This window comes from Mesorhizobium sp. P3_B5 (assembly GCF_056402815.1).
The window spans coordinates 24,783-47,261 of the sequence record NZ_JBFUGR010000004.1; the positions used below are offsets into that span (position 1 = coordinate 24,783).

Genomic DNA, 22,479 nt, shown 5'->3' on the forward strand with positions numbered 1-22,479 from the left:
GCGCGCGGTGCTCTACGCTTGCTGCGATGCAATATCAAGTGCCCTCACGTAATGGCTGCCATGCCTTAACGCCAGGGTTCTTCACTCTACCACCCGCAAGCTTTCAGAAACCGCCCCACCGTGCCGGCCATGCCATACTCCAACGCATCGGCTGTCAACCCATGTCCGATTGACACTTCGGCCAAGGCCGGGATGCGCTTTGCCAGTGCCGGCAAATTATTGACCACCAGGTCGTGCCCGGCATTAACCTGGAGCCCGGCAGCAAGGGCTGCGTCAGCGGTTTTTCCCAATCTTTCCAGCTCCTTGGCTGCTTTGGCGAAATCGGAATGGCAGCTGCCATAGGGACCAGTATAGAGCTCGATCCGGTCGGCGCCGGTATCACGCGCCGCCGTAATGCCTTCAGGATCGGAGTCGGAAAACAGCGATACGCGAACCCCCGCCTTTTTCAGGCGCTTGACGATGGGCGTGAGGAACGCAGCCTCGGCGACAAAGTTCCAGCCATGATCGGAGGTCGCCTGCGACGGGTCGTCGGGCACCAGCGTCACCTGTTCGGGCTGGTGCTTTTCCACGAGCACCAGAAAATCCTCATTCGGGTAACCCTCGATGTTGAACTCCGCTTTGGGGAACTCGTCATCGATCAGCGCCCTGATCTGCGGCAGGTCGGAGTGCCGCGTGTGGCGTTCGTCGGGGCGCGGATGCACCGTCAGCCCATGCGCGCCGGCGGCAAGAGCAAGGCGCCCGAGCCCGATCACGCTCGGCCATGGCAGGTCGCGCCGGTTGCGCAGCATGGCGATGGCGTTGAGATTGACGGAAAGCTTTGCAGGCATGGGCTTCGGGTCCGGTTTGGTGCTTGTCGCCCAAAACTGCGCAGCGGTTTTGGGGCAACGACATGCATGGAAACAGAGATTTGCAGCGCATCTATACTGCCTTTGATGGGAACAGACAGGGGGTTTCGGGTGTTCCAGTCAGGTACGAGCAATTCCAGGAAAAGTGAGAAACGGTTTTTCGTCCGGAATTGCCTCTAAACCAATGTGCCGTGCAAGCTGAGGACAGCCATGAATTTTCTCGACACTGTGCCGGCGATCCGCCGCATCGACACCGACCGCGAGGACCTTTTCGCCATCGAAATCGTTGGCCATGTCTCGGCGGCCGACGCGGAAAATCTTTTCGGGTTGCTAGAGGCAGCCTATGCACTCCACTCCCAAATAGACGTGCTGGTGCGGCTGACCGACCACGAGGGCGTCGACTGGGCCGACATCGCAGACGACACGATAAAGCAGGGAACCGTCCACGCATTGGCGCATATCGGACGCTGCGCGGCGGTCGGCAAGCCGAACTGGGTCGCCGACGCGCAAAGCTTCCTGCCCGCTTCACCATCCATCGATCTCAGGCATTTCAGCGCCGACGACGAAGCGGCCGCCTGGCTATGGCTCGGCGCCCGGCCAATCGAAGCCGCTACCTTACGATCGTCAGCCGTTCGGCGGCGCGGGTGATGGCGGTGTAGAGCCAGCGCTGGCGCGTTTCCTTGAACGCCCAGCTTTCATCGAAAAGCACGATCTCGTTCCACTGCGAGCCCTGCGCCTTGTGCACGGTCAGCGCGTAGCCATAGTCGAAATCATCAAAGCGCTTCTTCTGCTGCCAGGGAATATCGGCATCCGGATCCTCGAACGCCGATTTGAGCAGCTTGATCTTGGCAACGCCGCGGTCCGGATCGTCCTCTTCCGGCGACACCAGTAGGTTGATGCCGGGCTTTATCGTCTCGCGTGACGAGGTCATCACCTTCCACAGCGAGCCGTTGAGCAGCCCCTTGGCCGGGTCGTTGCGCAGGCAGACCAGCTTGTCACCGGCCTGCGGATAGTCGGCGTTGAAGCCCTTGAGCTCGCGCAGGCGCTGATTGTAGCGGCGGCGCGTGCGGTTGGTGCCGACCAGCACCTGGTCCGCCTTCAGCACCAGCTCCTGGGTGACGTCTTCCTTGCCGATCACTTGCGCGGTGCCGTAGTCGCCGCGCATGAATTCGCGGCCTTCCCGCACGTCGAGCGCCAAGCGCAGGATCGGATTGTCGCGCGCCTGGCGGTGGATTTCGGTGAGCAGGATGTCCGGCTCATGGTCGGTGAAGAAGCCTCCGCCGGAGATCGGCGGCAACTGGCCGGGATCGCCGAGCACAAGGATCGGCGTGCCGAAACTCATCAGGTCGCGGCCAAGTTGCTCGTCGACCATCGAGCATTCATCGATGACGACAAGTTTGGCGCGCGAGATCGGGCTTTGCCGATTGAGCGAAAAGGTCGGCGTCATCGAGGTCTTGCCGGTGACTTCGTCCGACACTGATTCCTCGCCCTTGGGCCTGTAGATCAGCGAATGGATGGTGCGGGCATTGACCGCGCCCTTGGAGCGCAGCACTTGCGCCGCCTTGCCGGTGAAGGCGGCAAATTGCACCTGGCCGTCGACATGTTCGGCAAAATAGCGCGCCAGCGTCGTCTTGCCGGTGCCGGCATAGCCGAACAGCCGGAACAGCTGCGGCCGGCCCTCTTTGAGCCAGCGCGCAACTGCCTGCAGCGCCTCATCCTGTTGGGGAGAGAATTCCATCAGCGCGAGAGACCGGATTCGCAAGGGAAAGACAAGGCCGCCACCATCAATGCCTTCAGGCGGTCAGGCTATCAGGGCTGATTTGGAACGTAAAGGGAACAAACGCAGCAAAGGAAGCAAATCGCACCCAGATAAAGGGCAACCGTCCGCGCTGCCCCTCATTGCCCTGCCGGGCATTTCTCCCCGTATAGGGACGGGGAGAAAGGGCTGGCCGCAGCCTCTGTGCCATCATGAGATGCTGGAGATTAGCGAAACCGTCGGCGACAGGCCCCCTCTCCCCGTCACTATACGGGGAGAGGATGCCGGCAGGCAGGTGAGGGGCAGCTCAAACGCCGCAAGGACTTCATCCACCGTCGAGAGACGAGCCTAATCGCCAAGCCCGGGATCGTTCTCCAACAAAATCGGCTTGCCGTGCGGCGTTGCATGCGCGGCGCGTTCCCAGGCGGCGGCAAGCGTGTCGACGTCGCCCTTGCCAGCGACACCCTTGGCCGACAGCAATTTTTCCAGCGCCGCCAGCCAGTGCTCGTAGTAATCATGGCCATCTGCCGCTGCACCCGGCTGCTTGACCTCGGCGGACAAGGCGTCCGCCCACTCGCTCCAGGAAAACAGGCCCTTGTCATGCAGCGCCACCGTCATGGCGAAGGCTTCGGCCTGCCATGGCTCCGAAAAAACCGGCTCGTCGAAACCTCTAGGCAATGCGCCCTCATGCCGGCTCAAGATAGCTCTCCCAGGCATCGATCGAAACCGTCAGCGTCGGGTCGGCGCCCTCGCCCCAGATTTCTCCGCCGGTGAAAGCCACCGTATAGACCCATTGCGGGTTCTCGCCCTGGCCATGCGCATTGCTGTCGGGAAACACGAAGCCGTCACGCACTGCCTCGATAATTCCCTGCTTGCCGCGCGCATAGCGCGGTAGCCGCGTGTGGCCGGCGGGACTAAAATTCTTCGTCCGCACGGCCTGCCCTGCTTTGAATCGCGCCGGTGTCGCAACCGGACGATCGCACGGCCCACCCTTGGCCAGCACCGCAGGTACGTTTTCGGCCTTCAGCACCCGTTTGGGTGGCGCGGCGGGATCGACTGCTTTGCCGGCTGCGAGATCGCGCTCACTGATGAAGCCATGTCGCTTCAACAGCACCTCCAGCGCCTTGATCCAGATCTGGTAGTAGCTTGATGAATAGTAGTCGGCGGGATGCAGCGATTCCCTGGCGTGTCGGCTTTCGTCGATGTTCCAGGCACCCATGGCGCCGGCGGTCAGCGTCACGCCGAGTGCGCGTCGTTCCCAGGCGGCGTGGAAATAGGGTTCGTCCGTTTCAGGCGCGACCGGCCCAAACCCCATCTGCCCGCCGAGATCCTGCGGCCCGTTCATGCCGGCTCTTTCGCCAGCGCTGTGCCGATCATCGCATCGCGGCTCACCAGATCGGCAAGCCGCTCCTCGTTCCAGCCCTCGGTACCCTCGGGCCGCATCGGCACCACGAGATAGCGCAGCTCGGCGGTCGAATCCCAGACGCGGATCTTTTTGTCGGCCGGCAAGGTCAGCCCGAATTCCTCGAGCACACCGCGCGGATCGATCACCGCGCGCGAGCGATAGGGCGGCGCCTTGTACCAGACCGGTGGCAGGCCGAGCACCGACCACGGGTAGCAGGAGCACAGCGTGCAGACGACGAGGTTGTGGGTCTCATCGCTGTTGAACACCGCCTGCATGTGCTCGCCTTGCCGGCCGGTGTAGCTCAGCGAGCTGATCGCCGCCGTCGCATCGCGCTTCAGCCAGGCGGCGAAGTCGGCATCAGCCCAAGCCTTGGCCACCACCCTGGCGCCGTTGCGCGGGCCGATTTTCGTCTCATAGGTGTCGACGATGACGTCGATCGCCAACGGATCGATCAGCCCTTTCTGGGTGAGGATCGTTTCCAGCGCGCGCACCCGCGCGGCAAAGGGGTCGAGTTCGTTGTCGTGGTCATGATCGTGTGCCATGGCCGCAAATTACGATCGGGAGCACGAGGCTGCAAGCACGACGGCTTGGGCCAGGACCGTCGCTATTCGGCGGCCGCCCTTTGCGGCTCGTCCAATGGCTCTTCTTTGGCGTCAAACAGCGAAGGCTGGTCGACGGCCTCGATCGGGCGCGGTTCGCTGCCCTGGGGCCGCGTCCACAGGCCAAGCAGCCAGCCGGAGAAGCGCTCCATGTAGACATAGATGACCGGTGTCACGAACAGCGTCAGCGCCTGCGAGGCGACAAGACCGCCGACGACCGCCACGCCGAGCGGCTGGCGCAGTTCGGCGCTGGCGCCGGTGCCGAGCGCGATCGGGATGGTACCCATAAGGGCTGCCAGCGTCGTCATCATGATCGGCCGGAATCGCATGATGCAGGCTTTGTGGATGGACTCGATCGGTGACATGCCGTCTCGTCGCAGCTCCAGCGCGACGTCGATCATCATGATGCCGTTCTTCTTGACGATGCCGATCAGCATCAGGATGCCGATGACGGCAATCACCGACAGGTCCATCCCCGCCAGCCGCAGCGCGACCAGCGCGCCCAGCACGGCCGAAGGCAAGCCGGTCAGGATGGTGAGCGGGTGGATGAAGCTCTCATAGAGGATGCCGAGCACGATGTAGATGGTGAGGATGGCGCCACCGATCAGCAGGCCCTGGTTGGCCAGCGAATCCTGGAACGTCTTGGCCGTGCCGGCGAAGCTGGTCGAGATCGTCGACGGCAGCCCGATCTTGTCCTTCAGCGCATTGATGCGCGTGACGCTGTCGCCTAGCGCCACGCCTTGCGGCAGATTGTAGGAGATGGTCACCGCCGGAAGCTGGCCGAGCTGGTTGACGGTCAAGGCGCCGGCGGTGCGATCGACACGCGCAAAGGCGCCGAGCGGCACCAGGCTGCCGCTGGCCGTCCGCACCTGGATGGCCAGCATTCTCTCGGGCGACCACTCGATCTTCGGATCGAGCTCCATGACCACCTGATAGCTGTCTGCCGAACCAAAAATGGTCGAGACCTGCTGGGTGCCGAAGCCGCCATAGAGGCTGGAGCGCAGCGTATCGGTGTCGATGCCGAGCGTTGCCGCCTTGTCGCGGTCGACCACCAGCGTCGCCTGCAAAGCGTTGTTCTGCAGATCGTTGGTGACATCGGTGAAGGCGCTGTGATCCGCGGCCATCGCATCCGACAGTTTTTGCGCCCAGATGTCGGTCGCGCCGGTGTCGAGGCCCTGCACGACGAGCTGATAGGCACTGGCGGAAGACCGCGATCCCAGGCGCAAATTCTGCACCGGCTGCATATAGGCCTCAATGCCAGGGACATTGGCCAGTTGCTTGCGCAGATCCGACTGCACCTTCTCGATATTGGGGCGCTGGCTCTTGTCCTTCAACTGCACATAGAGCTGGCCCTGGTTCAGCGCGTTGCCGCCGCTGCCGGCCGACCACGCCACATGCGAGACATAGGGCGAATGCGAAAAGACATTCGCCACCTGGCCCTGCAGCTTGACCATGGCGTCGAACGAGATGTCCTGGCGGGCGATCGTCGTCACCGAAATCTGGCCGATATCCTCCTGCGGGAAGAAGCCCTTCGGCGAGATCTGGATCAGCCAGACCGACGCTGCCGCCGTGCCGATGAAAACCAGGAAAACCAGAAACGTGTGGCGCAGGCAGAAGGTCAGCAGCCAATCATAGGCGCGCGTGACGAAGTCATGCTTGCGACCTTCGCCATGCGCGGCGTCGCGCTCGGCCTTCGACACCGACAGCAGCCGCGAGCACAGCATCGGGGTCAGCGTCAGCGACACGAACATCGACGCCAGGATGGCGACCGTCACCACCACGGCGAACTCGTTGAAGATGCGCCCGATCACCCCGCCCATCAAAAGCACGGGGATAAACACCGCCACCAGCGAGATCGAGATGGAAATGATGGTGAAGCCGATTTCGCGCGCGCCCTTCAGCGCCGCTTCCATGGCCGAGAGCCCGTCTTCCTCCATGTGGCGGAAGATGTTTTCCAGCATGACGATGGCGTCGTCGACGACCAGGCCAACCGCCAGCGTCAGCCCCATCAGCGAGATGTTGTCGATGGAAAAGCCGAACAGGAACATCACGCCAAGCGTGGCGATGAGCGAGATCGGCACCGCCACCGCCGGGATGATCGTCGCCGTCACCCGGCGCAGGAACAGGAAGATCACCATCACCACCAGCGCGATGGTGAGCAGCAGCGTGAACTGCACGTCGTCGACAGCGGCACGGATCGAGGTCGAGCGGTCGTTAAGCAATTTGATGCTGGCCGCCGCGGGCATCTGCTCCTCGAAGGACGGCAGCATCGCCTTGACGCGGTCGACCACCTCGACGGTGTTGGCATCGGGCTGGCGTTGCACGGCCAGGATGACCGCGCGGGTGCCGTCATACCAGCTTGCCGTCGTCGTCGTCTGCACCGAATCGATGACGCGCGTCACCTCGCCGAGCCGCACCGGATGGCCGTTCTTGGTGGCGATGATCAGATTGGAAAAGCCCGCGGCATTGGTCAGCTGCGTGTTGGCCGTGATCGTCAGCTGCTGCTGATCGTTCTGCAGCACGCCGAGTGGCGTGTTGCTGTTGGCCGAGGCGATGGCCGTCTGCAACTGGTCGATCGAGATGCCGCGCGCGGCAAGTGCTGTCGGATCGATCTGGATGCGCACGGCGTATTTCTGCTGCCCGAAGATCGAAACCTGCGCCACGCCGTCGAGCGTCGACAGTGAGGGCGAGATCACGTTCTCGGCGAAGGCATCGAGATCGGTCAGCGGAACCGTGTCGCTGACCAGCGACATCAAAAGGATCGGTGCATCGGCCGGATTGACCTTGCGATAGCTCGGCGGGCTGGTCATCTCCGGCGGCAATTGCCGCTGCGTGCGGGCGATCGCCGCCTGCACGTCCGCCGCCGCGGCATCGATGTCGCGGTCGAGCACGAACTGGATGGCGATCGAGGTGGAGCCGAGCGAATTGGTGGTCGAGATCGAATCGATGCCGGCGATGGTGGAGAACTGCTTGATCAGCGGCGTTGCCACCGAGGTCGCCATGGTTTCCGGCGAGGCACCCGGCAGTGACGCCGAGACATTGACCACCGGAAATTCGGCGCTCGGCAGGGCCGCCACCGGCAGGAACTTGTAGGCAAACAGCCCGCCCAGAACCAGGGCGAACGACATCAGCAGCGTGGCGACGGGCCTGCGTATGCAGAATTCGGAAATCATGGACGCCCCCCGCCGGCTTTATCGGCGCCACCGGCTTTGTCGGCTTCCGCGACCTTCGGCGCCGCCTGGTCATCGGCGGCAGTCGCCTTGCCTTCATGGACAGCCGCGCCATTCTTCAGCCTGGTCTGGCCCTCGACCACGACCCGCTCGCCACTCTTGAGGCCCTGGCTGATGGCGCTGTTGCCGCCTTCGGTCAGCGCCACCTGCACGGGCCGCATCTCCACCGTGCTGTCGGCCTTGATGACATAGACGAACGGCCCCTTCTGGCTGGGCTGGACCGCAACCGTCGGCACGGACGTCATCTGCGGCATGGTGCCGGCATCGATCACGACATTCACATACTGCCCGGGCCACAGCGACAGATCGGCATTGGGTATGCTCGCCCGCGTTGCGATGGTGCCGGAGGCGGTGTCGACGCTGGAATCGACGAAGTCGAGCGTGCCCTTGCCGATCGGCGCCGGGTTGCCGTCCTTGGTCAGCGTCACCCCACCCACCAGCGGTGCCGCCAGCGCCTTGTGCAGCAAGGCCAGATCGCTTTCGGGAAGATTGAAGTTCACCTGCAGCGGGTCCATTTCGGTGATCGTGACCAGCGGCGTTGCGGTGCTACTGTTGCCGTTGCTGGTGGTGACGAGATCGCCGACCGCGACGTTGACCGCACCAAGCCTGCCGGAAATCGGCGCCGTGATGGTGGCAAAGCCGAGCTGCACCATATCGGCATCGAGCGTCGCCTTGTCGGCATCGACGGTGGCTGCGGCCGCCTTTTGCGCCGCGACCGCCTGATCGTAGGTTTGCTGCGTGCCGGCCTGCTTGGCGACGAGGTCCTTGGCGCGCTGAAGATCCGACTGCGTGCTGGCGAGCAGCGCCTGGTCCTTGGCCAGCGTCGCCTGGTCCTTGGCCAGCTGCGCCTTCAGCGCGCGATCGTCCAGCGAGAGCAGGACATCGCCTGCCTTGACCATCTGCCCGTCCTTGACGGCGATCGACACGATCTGGCTGGAAACCCGGGCGTTGATGCTGACGACGGCCGGAGACGAGACAAATCCGATGGCATAGCGCCGGATCGGGAAATCGGCCGTCGAGGCGGTGGCGGCAAGCACCGAGGTCGAACGCGCGGCGTTTGCGCCTGCCGCCGGCTTGTCCGCCGCCGCCGTTTGCTTGCCTGCCAGCATTTGCTGAAGACTGCCCATGGCGGTGGGCGAAAGATAGAGCCAGGCCGCCACGACGCAGGCCACGGCCACCACCGCCAGAACGATCTTTCCACGCATCGACAACATGCCTTCTTCATCCGACACGCCGAAGCCGGTGGTCGCATTCTAGCGTAACTCGCAAGCTCTTGCCGCGATTTCGCCGAATAGATAGGACGCGCCTTTGTCGGAAAAGGGCCAAAACACGGCATTACGAAGATTTAATGTGCACTGCACAATAAGGCTGCAGTCGAACTAAGGTGTGTTGAGGTTCAGGTCAGGCTGAGCCGAAAATGGTGGTTTTCGAGAACCGGAGCGGAGCGTACTTTTTGTACGTGAGCACCGGAAGCCTAGAAAACCACCGTTCGCAGGCCGGCATCACCTGAATATCAATTCACCTTAGCGCAGCATCGGCCACAGTGTCGCCGCCAGCAGCACACCCATGGCGATGTTGAACCATTTCAGCCGCACCGGGTCCGACAGAAAACCGCGAAGCGCAGTGCCGAAACCGGCCCATACCGAAACGCTCGGCAGGTTGACGACGGTGAAGGCGATCGCGACCAGCGCCACCGACAGAAACGGATGCTCGGGATTGGCATAGACGGCCATGGCGGTGATCGCCATCACCCAGGCTTTCGCATTGACCCACTGGAATGCGGCCGCTTCGATGAAGCGCATCGGCCGCGCTTCCGTCTCGCCCTTGCTGGACAGCGAGCGCGACATGGCGATCTTCCAAGCGAGATAAAGCAGGTAAGCGCCGCCGGCGATCTTCAATCCCGTATGCAAGGCCGGAAACGCCGTCAGCACCGCGCCAAGGCCGAAGCCAACGGCCAGCAACAGCACCAGGAATCCCATGCTGATGCCGAACATGTGCGGAATAGTCCTGACGATGCCGAAATTGACGCCCGACGTCAGCAGCATCAGGTTGTTCGGCCCCGGCGTGATCGAGGTGACGAAGGCGTAGACCAGCAGGGCGAGGAAGGCGTCTAGGGACATCGCGGCTCACAAAGGTCAGGCGTGCTGACTTAAATCGGCAGAGCGCTGGACGCAACGGCATTCGATTGGTCCAATGTGCCCGCCGTGATCCGGCGACTGATATCCCCGGTGCGTCTGACCGGATGAATTCTCGAGATCAATCTCGACGGCGATATTTCAGCGCCCAAAGAAACCAACTGAAGATGACGATGGATCCGGCGTGGAACAGGATCCCATCCCAGAATCTGGCTGGATTGTCCGCATACGCAACCAGGTTATAGGTTCGTCCGACAGGAACCGTCATCGTCACCCAAGCATGGGCAAGCACCCAGATCGAGAATGCGATCAGAGCGTACATCATCACATGTATCACAAGCTCTTGTCGCGGGGTCATGCGCCACCAATTCTCAGATCGGCTTTCAGTCTGCTCTGGCCAACCGTGATTGCTGAACTTTAATTTCGCATGAATGCCTACATGCCCTGCGCGCCGCGGTTCAATGCCGCCACGCCGGTGCGGCAGATCTCGACCAGGCCGAGCGGCTTCATGATGGCGATGAACTGATCGATCTTGGAACCCTTGCCGGTGATCTCGAAGATGAAATGCTCGGTGTTGGCGTCGATGACGCTGGCGCGGAAAGCGTCGGCGAGCCTGAGCGCCTCGACACGGGCTTCGCCGGTGCCGGCCACCTTGACCAGCGCCAACTCCCGCTCCAGCGGCCGCTCCTGGCCGAGCTCGTGCGAGCGCACGGTAAGGTCGACGACGCGGTGCACCGGCACGATGCGTTCGAGCTGGTGCTTGATCTGCTCCAGCACATGCGGCGTGCCGCGCGTCACGATGGTGATGCGCGAGAGATGTTTCTCATGCTCTGTCTCGGAGACCGTCAGGCTCTCGATGTTGTAGCCGCGCCCGGAAAACAGGCCGATGACCCGGGCCAGCACGCCCGGCTCGTTGTCGACCAGCACGGAGAGCGTGTGGTTCTCCGGCTTTTCCGTTTCCTTGGCGATGAAATAGGCCGAGCCGGTCGGCTGAAGCTGTGCGTTCATGACATGAATCTCGATTTCAAACTTTTGAGCTAATTCTCTGTTTGCGCACGGCTTCTCTAGACAAGCCCTGCCTCGGCTTGTTGGCTACACCAGTTCCCTGCCCTTGGCGTCGATGGCGTTGGCCACGGCCTCGTCGGTGGCTTCGTCCGGCAGGAGCATCTCGTTGTGCGCCTTGCCCGACGGGATCATCGGGAAGCAGTTGGCGAGCGTCGCCACGCGGCAGTCGAAGATCACCGGCTTCTTGACCGCAATCATCTCCTTGATGGCGTCGTCGAGCTCGTCCGGCTTTTCGCAGCGAATGCCGTGGCCGCCATAGGCCTCGGCCAGCTTGACGAAATCCGGCATCGCCTCGGTGTAGGAATGCGACAGCCGGTTGCCGTGCAGCAGCTGCTGCCACTGCCGCACCATGCCCATATACTGGTTGTTGAGGATGAAGATCTTGATCGGTGCATTGTGCTGCACCGCGGCACTCATCTCCTGCATCGTCATCTGCACCGAGGCGTCGCCGGCGATGTCGATGACCAGCGCGTCGGGATGCGCGATCTGCACGCCGAGTGCGGCCGGCAGGCCGTAGCCCATCGTGCCCAGCCCGCCAGAGGTCATCCAGCGGTTCGGCTTCTCGAAATGATAGTGCTGCGCCGCCCACATCTGGTGCTGGCCGACCTCGGTGGTGATGTAGGTGTCCATATGCTTGGTCAGCTCATAGAGCCGCTGCACGGCATATTGCGGCATGATCACGTCGTGGTTCATCTTGTAGGCGAGCGAATCCCGCGCCCGCCATTTGGCGATCTGCTCCCACCAGGGGTGCAGCGCCTTCTTGTCGGTCTTGGCGGACGCCCGCCACAGCCGCACCATATCCTCCAGCACCCGGCCGACATCGCCGATGATCGGCACTTCGGTGTGGACGTTCTTGTTGATCGACGACGGATCGATGTCGATGTGGATCTTCTTCGAGTTCGGCGAGAACGCGGTCAGCCTGCCGGTGATGCGGTCGTCGAAGCGCGCGCCGATGCAGATCATGACGTCGCAATCATGCATGGCCATGTTGGCTTCATAGGTGCCGTGCATGCCGAGCATACCCATCCAGTTCTTGCCCGATGCCGGATAGGCGCCGAGCCCCATCAGCGTAGAGGTGATGGGAAAGCCGGTGAGATCGACCAGCTCGCGCAGCAGATGGCTCGCCTCCGGGCCGGAATTGATGACGCCGCCGCCCGAATAGATGATCGGCTTTTTGGCACCGGCCATCAGCTCGACCGCCGCCTTGATCTTTTCCAGGTCGCCCTGGACCTTCGGCTGGTAGCTGGTGCGCGGCGCCGTCTGCGGCGGCACGTAGATACCCCTGGCGAACTGCACGTCCTTCGGAATATCGACCACGACCGGACCGGGACGGCCGGTGGTGGCGACATGGAAGGCCTCATGGATGGTGGCGGCGAGCTCGTTGACGTCCTTCACCAGCCAGTTGTGCTTGGTGCAGGGGCGCGTGATGCCGACGGTGTCGCACTCCTGGAAGGCATCGGAGCCGATCAGTGAGGTCGGCACCTGCCCGGTCAGGCAGACCAGCGGGATCGAATCCATCAGCGCGTCCTGCAGCGGCGTCACCGCATTGGTGGCGCCCGGCCCCGAGGTCACCAGCATGACGCCGGCCTTGCCGGTCGAGCGCGCATAACCTTCCGCCGCATGGCCAGCGCCCTGCTCGTGGCGGACCAGGATGTGCTCGACTTCGTCCTGCTGGAAAATCTCGTCATAGATCGGAAGCACAGCGCCGCCGGGATAGCCGAAAATATGCTTGACGCCATTGTCCTTCAGCGCCTGCACCACCATTTCGGCGCCCGTCATCTCACGCCGTTCGTTCTGTCCGTTGCTCATCGGTCTGGTCCCGTACTGTCGCCGTTTGGGCGTTGCCATTTGGGTGTTACTGGTCGTTTAGTCGTGTTTAGGGCAATAAAAAAGGCCCCCGAGGGAGCCTGTGTCGTGCGCATGGGGGGATTTCGCCCGGCGGTTACACCGCCTTGCCCACGCGCTTTCCTACGAGAATGAGTGCCTTTTTCATGGTCGCGGACAATAGAATTGGTTTTGCGCGGATGTCAACGGCGAATGTGCACGTCCTCGGCCTGTCCGGACGCGCAGATCATATCAGGTTCAATCAACTTGCCGGGAGGAGACGTTGGTAGCGCAGCGGGGCTGCTTGTGGCTGGCAGGCGTTCCCGGCAGTCGGCGGGCCGGTATGCAGCCACCGTCCCTTCACCATCGAAGCAAAAACACATGGGCTGTCTCCTCACCGGTGATCCGTCACCGTCAGGCGCGTTTTTTGAAGTCGCGAACAACCCGCCGCAGCATCGGCACGTAGTCGCGGAACGCCCGCGTCTTCATGTTGGCGACCTTGCCGCCGTCGTCCCATCTGCGGACTCGCACCGCTTCTTCATGGTACGGATTCTCACGGAACTCGGCGACTTCCTCGGCGTTCATCGGCCCGCCCTGCAGCGACAGCGTGTGAACCGAAGCCGGCGACAGCCGGGAGAAATACGTTGGGTCGGTGGCGCAGAGATAGCGCTTGGAGGACACGTGCAACCTGACGCATTCGACGATGACCGGCGGGAAGAACGGCGCCAGCACCTCACCGCCGGCTTCGTCATGGTGCTTGTCCTCGACATCGTCGGGCGAATAGGTGCCGAACTCGCTGGTGTAGTGGCCGATATCGTGCAGCAGGGCTGCCGCTATCAGGACGTCGGGCGCGCCATCCCGCTCGGCCAGCCAGGCGCCTTGCAGCATGTGCTCGGACATCGTCACCGGCTCGCCAAGATAGGACTCGGCACCGCGCCGCTCAAAGATGTCGGCGATGAATTCGACGATGGTGTCGACGGTCGGTTGTTGCTTGCTCATTCGGCTGCTTCCTTGAACCCATGTTCGATTGCGGCCAGCGTCGACAGCAGCCCGTCCTTGTCGGCGTAGCATCCTTGCAGCCAGCGCCTGCCGGTGCCTGAAAACGCCTTGCGCGCATGCATGACGCGGGTGTTGTCGACGATGAAAGCCTGTCCCGGTTCGAGCTTGAAGGTTACCTCGAAGGCGGGATCCTCGATCAGTTCGGCAAAGCGGCGATAGGCGGCGTAGTACGCTTCCATATCGGCGAACGGCACGTCGGTGGTGGCGGCAAGCGAGCGGTTGTTGAAGCGGATGGCGATCAGTTCGCCGTCCGGGCCGAGCTCGATCATCGGCCGCTTCGACTGAAGCCGCACACCGGACGAGCCGGCATATTCGAAACGGGCCGGACATGAGCTCAACAGACGAAACCCCTCGGGGTTTTCGGCTTGCAGCGCGGCGGCAACCGCAAAACCGTCGACGACGCTCGATTCACCGCCCTCGACGGTGTTTTCGATGCAGGCCAAAACCTGCAGCGTCGGCACCGGATCGCGATAGGGGTTGTCGGTATGCGCCTGCAGGCCGAGATTGGTGTAGGCGAGATTGCTTGGGTTGACCTCGGCGCGCACCTCGAACCAGCGCCCGTAATTGGTCTCCCTGATGTAGCCGAACAGGTCGACGACCTTGCACAGGGCTCCGGATTCGGTCGGCAGGCCATCCATCACGGCAAAGCCATAGCTCCTCACCGCCGCCAGCCAGCCTGCCAGCACCGCGGGATGGCGAGCCGCCGCGGCATAGCCGGCAAGTGGCAGTGTGTCCTGCATCGTCGCCTTGGTCCAGCGCCGGATGGTCTCGCCGGTCCAGCCTGCCGTGTCTGGCGCCTGGCGATCATAGCTGTTTGCGCTCAGCCACGCCGACGGGAATGTCACGTCCTTGCCTTCGGGCAGGAAACGCAGCCGCAGCTCGCCGTGTTCGATCGTAGCTTGGTCGATCCAGGTCTCCGCCGGAATGTCGAGAATGGTGATCAGCCGCTGGCCGTTGCCGGGGCTGCGTGTCTTGTCGTCGAGCGCGTTGTCGCGCAGCCAGATCGCATGAAAGCGGCCACGCTTGCCGCCGCTCCAGCTCAGTTCAACCGTTCGCCCGTCCTCGGCGATTTCCACATTGGTCAGCATGATCGGGGTCCCTGCCTGGCTTCCACCATTGCAACCTGACCCCTAGGCATGCATAATTCAAGTTATCATTTTACGACCTAAGGCCATAGAAATTTTATGACTAGTGCGTCAGCAGGAAAGATGCCGCCACTGGACTGGCTGCGCAGTTTCGAGGCCGCCGCGCGGCTGTCGAATTTCACCGCTGCCGCCGCCGAGCTCGGCCTCACCCAAGCGGCCGTCAGCCAACATGTCCGCTCGCTTGAAGATCGGCTCAGGCAGCCGCTGTTCATCCGCCTGGCGCGCGGCGTCGAATTGACGCCGGAAGGTGCTGCCTACCTGCCGCATCTGCAATCGGCCTTTGCGGTGATCGGCCACAGCACGCGGGAGCTGTTCGAACCCAAGACGCTGCAGAGCGTGACGATACGCTCGCCGATTTCGTTTGCCGTGCTGATGATCGCGCCGATCCTGCCTGAAATGGCCAAAAGCCTGCCCTTCGTCCAGTTGCAGATCGAGACCATCCACACGCCGGCCGACTATGGCGAACGCTCCGGCGTGCTCGACATCCGCTTCGGCAACGGCTCTTTTACCGGCCGCCAGGCGGATCGCCTGACCCGCGAGACATTGATCCCGATGGCGGCGCCCAGCCTCGCCAAAACCCCGGATTGGACACAGCTGCCGATGCTGGGCGTCGTCGGCGCGCGCGAAATGTGGGGCGAATGGTTCGCCGCCGCCCGAATGACGCCGGCGATCGGTCCGACGCACAAGTTCGACAGTTTCGTCACCGCGCTTGAAGCGGCAAAACACGGCGCCGGCATGGTGCTCGGCTCACGCCCGCTGGCTAACGCGGCACTTGCCGACGGATCGCTCGTGACGCTGTCGGATTTCGCCCTGTCGAGCGGCGCCGGCCATTATCTGACCGCACCTTCCGGCGCCCATCTCAGCCGCGCGGAAGACGATGTCCGTCAATGGTTCGCGACTGTGTTCGCCCAACGCATGAGCGACCACCCCTCGCATTGATCCCGGCAGGGTCAGTCTCCCCGACTTTCCCGATAAGCCGCTGAAAACGCGCCAAACTATTTGACGACGTGACGCGGCGCCCAGTTTGCCGCGATACTGCGCAAGGCCGGACATCAAGCTTCGGCAGGTTCCGCTCATCCCAAGCGGCCACGAAAAAAATTGCGGAGGAAATTTGATGCTCGACAAGGCCCCCAACAAGAAGCTTTCCGACCTGCTCGACAAATTCGGCGCGGCACTTGCCGCCGGCGATATCGACAAGGCCGTCGCCTGCTTTCAGGAGGATTGCTACTGGCGCGACCTCGTCACCTTCACCTGGAACATCAAGACAATGGAAGGCCGCGACCAGGTGCGCGCCATGCTGGTGAGCCAGTTGGCGAAGACAAAACCATCGAATTGGGAAATTGCCAAAGGCGAAGACGCCAGCGAAAGCGACGGGCTGCTGGAAGGCTGGATCAGCTTCGAAACAGAGGTGGCGCGCGGCTTCGGCCACATCCGGCTCAAGGACGGCAAGATCTGGACGCTGCTCACCACCATGGTCGAACTGAAAGGCCATGAGGAACCGGCCGGCTTCGACCGCCCGCTCGGCGCCAAGCACGGTCATGGCAAGAACCGTCCAACCTGGAAGGAAGAGCGCGAGAAGGAGGCCGCCGAGCTCGGCTTCAAGACGCAGCCCTACACGCTGATCATCGGCGGCGGCCAGGGCGGCATCGCGCTCGGCGCCCGGTTGCGGCAGCTCGGCGTTCCCACCATCATCGTCGAAAAGAACGAGCGCGCCGGCGACAGCTGGCGCAAGCGCTACAAGTCGCTCTGCCTGCACGATCCGGTCTGGTACGACCATCTGCCCTATATCGATTTCCCCAGGAACTGGCCGGTCTTCGCGCCCAAGGACAAGATCGGCGACTGGCTGGAAATGTATGCCAAGGTCATGGAGCTGAACTACTGGTCGTCGACGGAGGCGAAGAGCGCCGTCTATGACGACAAGAAAAAGGAATGGACCGTTGTGGTGCGCCGCGACGGCAAGGACATCACCCTGAGGCCGAAGCAGCTGGTGCTGGCCACCGGACAGTCCGGCAAGGCCAATCTGCCGAAATTCAAAGGCATGGAAACCTTCAAGGGCGATCAGCACCACTCCTCGAAACACCCCGGGCCGGACGCCTATGCCGGCAAGAAGGCGGTTGTCATCGGCTCCAACAATTCCGCCCACGACATCGCCGCCGCACTTTGGGAAGCCGGCGCCGATGTCACCATGGTGCAGCGCTCGACCACCCATATTTCGAGATCCGACACGCTGATGGAAATCGGCCTGGGGTCGCTCTATTCGGAGAAGGCGGTGCAGAGCGGCATAACCACCGCCAAGGCCGACCTCATCTTTGCCTCCCTGCCCTACAAGATCCTGCACGAGTTCCAGATCCCGGCCTATGCCGAGATGAAGAAGCGCGACGCCGAGTTCTACAAGGGCCTGGAGAAGGCCGGCTTCATGCTCGACTGGGGCGACGACGAGTCCGGCCTGTTCATGAAATATCTCCGGCGCGGCTCAGGCTACTACATCGATGTCGGCGCCTCCGACCTGATCATCGACGGTTCGATCAAGCTGAAAAGCGGCGTCGACGTAAAGGAGATCAAAGAGCATTCGGTGCTGCTCTCCGATGGCTCGGAACTGCCGGCGGATCTCATCGTCTACGCCACCGGCTACGGCTCGATGAATGGCTGGGCGGCCGACCTGATCTCCAGGGATGTCGCCGACAAGGTCGGCAAATGCTGGGGCCTCGGCTCGAACACCACCAAGGATCCGGGCCCGTGGGAGGGCGAGTTGCGGAACATGTGGAAGCCGACGCAGCAGGAGGCGCTGTGGTTCCACGGCGGCAACCTGCACCAGTCACGCCACTATTCGCAATTCCTGTCGCTGCAGTTGAAGGCGCGGCATGAGGGCATCGCGACCCCGGTCTACGGGCTGCAGCAGGTCCATCACAAAAGTTAGAGGAGCCTCATCCAGGCTGGCCGATGCGCTTCCAATAAATGAGTGTGCCGGTCAGCCCGCCATGCGGCTTCAAGGCAAAGTCCGGTATTTCGCCGGTGAGCGTGAAACCAAGCCTCTCGTAGAGACCGGCAGCACCCTCCTCGGTGGCGGTGTCCAGCACCAGCAAACTGCGGCCTTTCTCGACGGCAAGGTCCTCGGCGGCTCGCATCAGGCGGGTCGCGATGCCTTTGCCGCGATGGTCGACACGGGTCATCAGCTTGGCGATCTCGGCCCGGTGCGGCTGGTTGGGCGGACAATCGAGCAGCACAGTGACGGTGCCGACCAGAACCTCGCCATCCCATGCGCCGAGCACCGCTCTTTCGCCCCTCCCCGCGGCCGCCAGCGACTTGTTCCAGAAGTCTTCCGCCGCTTGCCTCGACAACGGATGTATAAAGCTGACCGATCCGCCGGCCGCGACCGTCTCGATCAGCATGTCGACCAGCATCGCCTGCGTCGCGGCAGCCTGGCTCAGAACTTTGATTTCCATGGAACCCATGCGTCCTGTGTCCTTGCTGTCTTCAATCCACACGACTGACCCGGCGTCGCTTCCGCGCAGCCTTGATCGCGGCAATGCGATCGGTGTCCTTCGGCTGCAGATGCAGCCCGCGTTCGAGGATTTCGAGCGTGTATTCCTCATAGGTCAGGCCCAGCCGTTCGGCCTTTTCCATCCGCATCAGCATCACCTCGCGGCTCGGCGCTTTCCACGCCTTGGCGTGCGCGGCCTGCCAGGCGAGGAAGATGTAGGGGTCGCCCTTGCCCCATGGCGGCCCCTTGTAGTCGTCGAGCGGCGGCCCTCCATTGTCGGAGCGTTTGGGACGGCGTGCCATGCGTTCAGCCCCTGACCAGCGCGACCAGATAGTCGGCGGCGTCCGGCCCGGCAGCGTGGAAGGTGCAGTCCGACGGCGCCCCGAGCGCCAGGCAGTCGCCAGGCTCGAGATTGTGCACGACATCGCCCTCGGTGAATTCCAGCTGCCCGGAGATCAACCACATCTGCTGCTTGATGAAGGCGTAGGATGCCGCCGGAAAGCTTACCTTGGCGCCGGCCGGCAACTGCACCCTGACCAGTTCGAGCGGCATGTCCGACACCGGCGACAGATGCCGCCGGACATAGCCCGTGGCGGGATCGCGCCACAACGGCTGATCGCCTTCGCGAAGCAGGCCACCGCCTTGCAGTTCCGCCCGCGCGATCAGCGTGGAAAGCGTCATGCCGAAGGCTGCCGCGATGCGCACCAGCAGCGCTGCAGTCGGGCTCGTCTTGCCGCGTTCTATGGTGCTGAGCATGGCTTTCGACACGTCGGAGCGGTCGGCGAGCTCAGCCAGGGACCAGTCCCGCAAAGTCCTTTCGGCGTGTATTCTTCTGCCGATGGTCGAGGAGATATCATTCGCTATATCAGTCATTCGTCCAATATATCGAATTCCTGAGGCGAGAAAAGAGGCTGATCGAGTCAATTTTCACGGGGAGCTTAACGCCCCCTACACCATCCGACCTCACCCCGCCTTAACCCCGTCTGTGTAGGGTCGAAGCTCAGGGAAATGGGGACGGCTATTGATGTTTGTCGAACGCGAAGCCTCCGTCGGAGAACCGACATCGCAGGAGCGCCGCCACGCGGAGCAGAACGACAAGCGCATTCTCGGCAATGTCGTGCAATGCGACGGCGCGCGCGCCACCATCAGCGCCTATGCCGACGACATAGAAGGCGCCATCACCGGCCTGTGGACGGTCGGCAAGATGATCTCCATCAATCTCGGCACGTCGCGCACCGTCGGTCTGGTCTATGAGATCGGCAAGTCGGATCGTGCCTGGAGCAATGAGGGCCAGAACCCGATCGAGGTCAGCGTCGAGCTCATCGGCGAGGTCCGCGACGGCGCCGAGCCTGGCGCCAAACCGATTTTCGACCGCGGCATCACCACCTATCCGCATATCGGCGCCATTGCCCACCGCATCCGCAGCCGTGACCTGCAGGCGGTCTACGATCTCGCCGGGCGTCATTCGATCACCATCGGCACCCTGTCGCAGGACGAGGCGATCGACGCCAACATCGCCATCGACGATACGCTGGCGCGCCATTTCGCCATTGTCGGCACCACCGGTGTCGGCAAATCCACCGCCGTCTCGCTGCTGTTGCGCAAGTCGATCGCCGCCCGGCCCGACCTGCGTATCCTTATTCTCGATCCGCACAATGAATTCGCGGCATCGCTGCCCGAATATTGCGTCAGGGTCGATTCAAAGACGCTGGACCTGCCGTTCTGGATGTTCAGGCTCGAAGAGTTCGCCGAAGTGCTGTTTCGCGGGCGCGAGACTGTTCCGGAAGAAGTCGATGTCCTGCGCGATCTTATCCCGGCCGCCAAGAACCTGTACCGCAATCCGAATTCGGGCGCCTACATCAAGCGTGGCAGCGATGCGCTGACCGCGGACACACCGGTGCCCTATCGCATGGTCGATCTCATCAAGCAGATCGACGAGCGCATGGGACTGCTGGAAAGCAAGAACGACCGCCCCACGCTCAAATCGCTGAAGACGCGCATCGAATCGGCGGCATCCGATCCGCGCTACCGCTTCATGTTCAATTCGCGCCTGATCGAGGACACCATCCACGAGACGATCGGCAACATTTTCCGCGTCCCGCACCATGGCCGCCCGGTGACCTGCTTCGAGATGGCGGGCATGCCGTCCGAAGTGGTCAATTCCGTCTGTTCGGTGCTGGCGCGCCTGGCCTTCGACCTTGCTCTGTGGAGCGAAGGACGGCTGAAGCTGCTCCTGCTGTGCGAGGAAGCGCACCGCTACATGCCGGCCGATCCTCGCCTTGGCTTCGCGCCGACCCGGCACGCGCTGTCGCGCATCGCCAAGGAAGGCCGCAAATATGGCTGCTATCTCGGTGTCGTCACCCAGCGCCCTGGCGAACTCGACCCAACCATCCTGTCGCAGTGCTCGACCTTTTTTGCCATGCGGCTGGCCAATGAACAGGACCAGGCGATCATCCGCTCGGCGATCGCCGATTCCTCGGCCTCGACGCTGGCGTTCCTGTCGTCCATGGGCCAGCGCGAAGCCATCGCCTTCGGTGAAGGCGTAGCGACCACCATGCGGCTCAAATTCGAGAAACTGTCACAAGAACTGATCCCCGGCACCGCCAAGCGCGACGATCTTGAGTCCGAAACCAGCGGCGATGTCGATCTTGCCGCGATCGTCGAACGGCTGCGCAACGTGCCAAAGGCGCAATCTGCGATGGCTTTTGCCGAAGTCGTCGATTCGGGCCGGCAGGCCGGCGATCCCGACTACCGCAAGCCGCCCGCGACGCGCATCCAGCCGGACGACGATTTCGACTTGCGCTACGGCCTCAAGCCCGCAACTTTCGGCCTGCGCCCGCAGAACGACTGAGGCGAGAGGCCCACTCCACCGAACGATCGAGAAGCCGCGTCAAGCTCTTGTTCGTTGGCCCGCTTGGGTAAATCCCGTCAGGAAATTCGTCAGGCTGAGTCGGTTGGTGTCGACTTCGAGAACCGGGGCGGAGCGGACTTTTGGGTCCGTGAGCACCGGCCTACGCCGGCCGTAGCCTTGACAGTCACACCACTCATGAGTGCTTCGGCCGGCGAAGGCCGGAAGCGCAGAAGCCGGCATCAAACGGCCAGCATCACGAATTTAATGACGGGATTTTAGGCGGAGACGCGATTGCGTCCCTGCCTCTTGGCTTCATACAGCTGGCGATCGGCGCGACGATAAAAATCCTCCGCCGTTTCCTTGCGGTCCCAGACGGCCAGGCCGACACTGGTGGTGATCTTCAGGCGGACATTGCCTGACAGCACCGACATGTTGGCGACCGCCTTGCGGATGCGCTCGGCAAATTTGGCCAGAAGCTCGGCGTCCATATTGGGCGTAACCACGGCGAACTCCTCGCCGCCGAGCCGCGCCACCACATCGTGATAGCGTGTGATGCCCTTCAGGCAACCGGCGACGGCCCTCAGCACCTCGTCGCCGACATCGTGGCCATGGGTGTCGTTAACCTGCTTGAAATGGTCGAGGTCGAGGATCATTAGCCCGACGGGCTTCTCGATGCGGCGGAATTCCTCGAGATATTCCTTCAACGCATCGTCGAAATAGCGCCGGTTCTGCATACCCGTCAGGCCGTCGGTCAGCGCTGCGTGCTCCAGCGAATCCGAACGGGCGCTGAGCGAGACCGTCATGGCGCGCAGCTTGCCCTCTTCAGCCGCCTGCCTGCGGATCATCGGGTAGATGAAGAAAATACCGAAGAACAATGCGGTCGCCAAAAGCACGCCGGTCGCCAGCAACAGCTTGTTGAGATAGGCGATCTCCTCGGTCTTGGAAGGCGTGTGGACCTCGTCGGCAAAGGCTTGCAGAAGTCCATAGGCATGAAGCGTCACCAGGCCCGCGGCGAGGATCACGAAGATAAAGACGAAAAATGCGGATTCCGCCTTGTGGAAACGCATCTGCTCCCCGTTGGAAA

Annotated in this window: 21 protein-coding genes; 4 read left to right on the forward strand and 17 right to left on the reverse strand. The window is 62.7% G+C overall.

The features are described 5' to 3' along the window. Nucleotides 1–86 precede the first annotated feature (86 nt). Complete coding sequence (locus AC1DVW_RS12245; protein ID WP_477277104.1) at nt 87–827, reverse strand: pyridoxine 5'-phosphate synthase; 741 nt, start codon at nt 825–827, stop codon at nt 87–89. Nucleotides 828–1,055: 228 nt separating this feature from the next. Here AC1DVW_RS12245 and AC1DVW_RS12250 point away from each other — a divergent pair, with 228 nt between their 5' ends. After that, nucleotides 1,056–1,493 (forward strand): SpoIIAA family protein, encoded by a 438-nt coding sequence (locus AC1DVW_RS12250; RefSeq protein WP_477323374.1) that lies wholly within the window; start codon nt 1,056–1,058, stop codon nt 1,491–1,493. Here the strand turns inward: AC1DVW_RS12250 and AC1DVW_RS12255 are convergent. The 12 genes from AC1DVW_RS12255 to tmpA form a co-directional block, all read right to left on the reverse strand. Then, entirely contained in the window at nt 1,456–2,583 is a 1,128-nt protein-coding gene (locus AC1DVW_RS12255) for an ATP-dependent DNA helicase (protein ID WP_477244793.1), read from the reverse strand. The genes AC1DVW_RS12250 and AC1DVW_RS12255 overlap by 38 nt on opposite strands. Before the next feature lie 366 nt (nt 2,584–2,949). After that, nucleotides 2,950–3,300 (reverse strand): nitrile hydratase accessory protein, encoded by a 351-nt coding sequence (locus AC1DVW_RS12260; RefSeq protein WP_477323376.1) that lies wholly within the window; start codon nt 3,298–3,300, stop codon nt 2,950–2,952. Beyond that, a complete protein-coding gene (gene nthB, locus AC1DVW_RS12265; RefSeq protein ID WP_477323378.1) occupies nt 3,287–3,946 on the reverse strand; it encodes a nitrile hydratase subunit beta in 660 nt (219 codons plus the stop codon). Before nthB ends, AC1DVW_RS12260 begins: the two co-directional genes overlap by 14 nt. Then, nucleotides 3,943–4,548 carry a nitrile hydratase subunit alpha gene (gene nthA / locus AC1DVW_RS12270; RefSeq protein ID WP_477323380.1) on the reverse strand — a complete coding sequence of 202 codons (606 nt, stop codon included), beginning with the start codon at nt 4,546–4,548 and terminating at the stop codon, nt 3,943–3,945. Before nthA ends, nthB begins: the two co-directional genes overlap by 4 nt. A gap of 62 nt (nt 4,549–4,610) precedes the next feature. Beyond that, nucleotides 4,611–7,778 (reverse strand): efflux RND transporter permease subunit, encoded by a 3,168-nt coding sequence (locus tag AC1DVW_RS12275; RefSeq protein ID WP_477323382.1) that lies wholly within the window; start codon nt 7,776–7,778, stop codon nt 4,611–4,613. Next, nucleotides 7,775–9,040 carry an efflux RND transporter periplasmic adaptor subunit gene (locus tag AC1DVW_RS12280; RefSeq protein WP_477323384.1) on the reverse strand — a complete coding sequence of 422 codons (1,266 nt, stop codon included), beginning with the start codon at nt 9,038–9,040 and terminating at the stop codon, nt 7,775–7,777. The genes AC1DVW_RS12275 and AC1DVW_RS12280 overlap by 4 nt, the downstream gene beginning before the upstream one ends. Nucleotides 9,041–9,358: 318 nt before the next feature. Next, nucleotides 9,359–9,955, reverse strand: a complete 597-nt coding sequence (locus AC1DVW_RS12285) for a LysE family translocator (protein ID WP_477323386.1) — start codon at nt 9,953–9,955, stop codon at nt 9,359–9,361. Nucleotides 9,956–10,091: 136 nt separating this feature from the next. Beyond that, nucleotides 10,092–10,295 carry a hypothetical protein gene (locus AC1DVW_RS12290; RefSeq protein ID WP_477323388.1) on the reverse strand — a complete coding sequence of 68 codons (204 nt, stop codon included), beginning with the start codon at nt 10,293–10,295 and terminating at the stop codon, nt 10,092–10,094. 110 nt (nt 10,296–10,405) lie between these two features. Then, complete coding sequence (ilvN, locus tag AC1DVW_RS12295) at nt 10,406–10,978, reverse strand: acetolactate synthase small subunit (protein WP_477244780.1); 573 nt, start codon at nt 10,976–10,978, stop codon at nt 10,406–10,408. A gap of 84 nt (nt 10,979–11,062) precedes the next feature. Further along, nucleotides 11,063–12,844, reverse strand: coding sequence for an acetolactate synthase 3 large subunit (locus AC1DVW_RS12300; protein WP_477323390.1), 1,782 nt, complete (start codon nt 12,842–12,844; stop codon nt 11,063–11,065). A 429-nt stretch (nt 12,845–13,273) separates the two neighbouring features. Further along, nucleotides 13,274–13,858 carry a (R)-1-hydroxy-2-trimethylaminoethylphosphonate oxygenase gene (gene tmpB / locus AC1DVW_RS12305; protein ID WP_477323391.1) on the reverse strand — a complete coding sequence of 195 codons (585 nt, stop codon included), beginning with the start codon at nt 13,856–13,858 and terminating at the stop codon, nt 13,274–13,276. Continuing rightward, a complete protein-coding gene (gene tmpA, locus AC1DVW_RS12310) occupies nt 13,855–15,006 on the reverse strand; it encodes a 2-trimethylaminoethylphosphonate dioxygenase (protein ID WP_477323393.1) in 1,152 nt (383 codons plus the stop codon). Before tmpA ends, tmpB begins: the two co-directional genes overlap by 4 nt. 120 nt (nt 15,007–15,126) lie before the next feature. Here tmpA and AC1DVW_RS12315 point away from each other — a divergent pair, with 120 nt between their 5' ends. Next, nucleotides 15,127–16,002: a LysR family transcriptional regulator gene (locus tag AC1DVW_RS12315; RefSeq protein ID WP_477323395.1), complete on the forward strand. Its 876-nt coding sequence runs from the start codon at nt 15,127–15,129 to the stop codon at nt 16,000–16,002. 175 nt (nt 16,003–16,177) lie between these two features. Beyond that, a complete protein-coding gene (locus AC1DVW_RS12320) occupies nt 16,178–17,980 on the forward strand; it encodes an NAD(P)-binding domain-containing protein (protein WP_477244771.1) in 1,803 nt (600 codons plus the stop codon). A 7-nt stretch (nt 17,981–17,987) separates the two neighbouring features. Here the strand turns inward: AC1DVW_RS12320 and AC1DVW_RS12325 are convergent, their stop codons facing one another. The 3 genes from AC1DVW_RS12325 to AC1DVW_RS12335 are packed head-to-tail and all read right to left on the reverse strand — an operon-like array spanning nt 17,988 to nt 19,417. Next, nucleotides 17,988–18,515 carry a GNAT family N-acetyltransferase gene (locus AC1DVW_RS12325; RefSeq protein ID WP_477323397.1) on the reverse strand — a complete coding sequence of 176 codons (528 nt, stop codon included), beginning with the start codon at nt 18,513–18,515 and terminating at the stop codon, nt 17,988–17,990. A gap of 22 nt (nt 18,516–18,537) precedes the next feature. Further along, nucleotides 18,538–18,846, reverse strand: a complete 309-nt coding sequence (locus tag AC1DVW_RS12330; protein WP_477277136.1) for a hypothetical protein — start codon at nt 18,844–18,846, stop codon at nt 18,538–18,540. 4 nt (nt 18,847–18,850) lie between these two features. Next, entirely contained in the window at nt 18,851–19,417 is a 567-nt protein-coding gene (locus tag AC1DVW_RS12335) for a helix-turn-helix domain-containing protein (RefSeq protein ID WP_477323399.1), read from the reverse strand. A gap of 151 nt (nt 19,418–19,568) precedes the next feature. On the opposite strand from AC1DVW_RS12335, the gene AC1DVW_RS12340 reads away from it, so the two are divergent. Beyond that, nucleotides 19,569–21,395, forward strand: a complete 1,827-nt coding sequence (locus AC1DVW_RS12340; protein ID WP_477323401.1) for an ATP-binding protein — start codon at nt 19,569–19,571, stop codon at nt 21,393–21,395. A 275-nt stretch (nt 21,396–21,670) separates the two neighbouring features. Here AC1DVW_RS12340 and AC1DVW_RS12345 read toward each other — a convergent pair whose 3' ends face one another. Beyond that, on the reverse strand, nt 21,671–22,462 hold the full coding sequence (locus AC1DVW_RS12345; RefSeq protein WP_477277143.1) for a GGDEF domain-containing protein: 792 nt from the start codon (nt 22,460–22,462) through the stop codon (nt 21,671–21,673). Nucleotides 22,463–22,479: the final 17 nt, after the last annotated feature.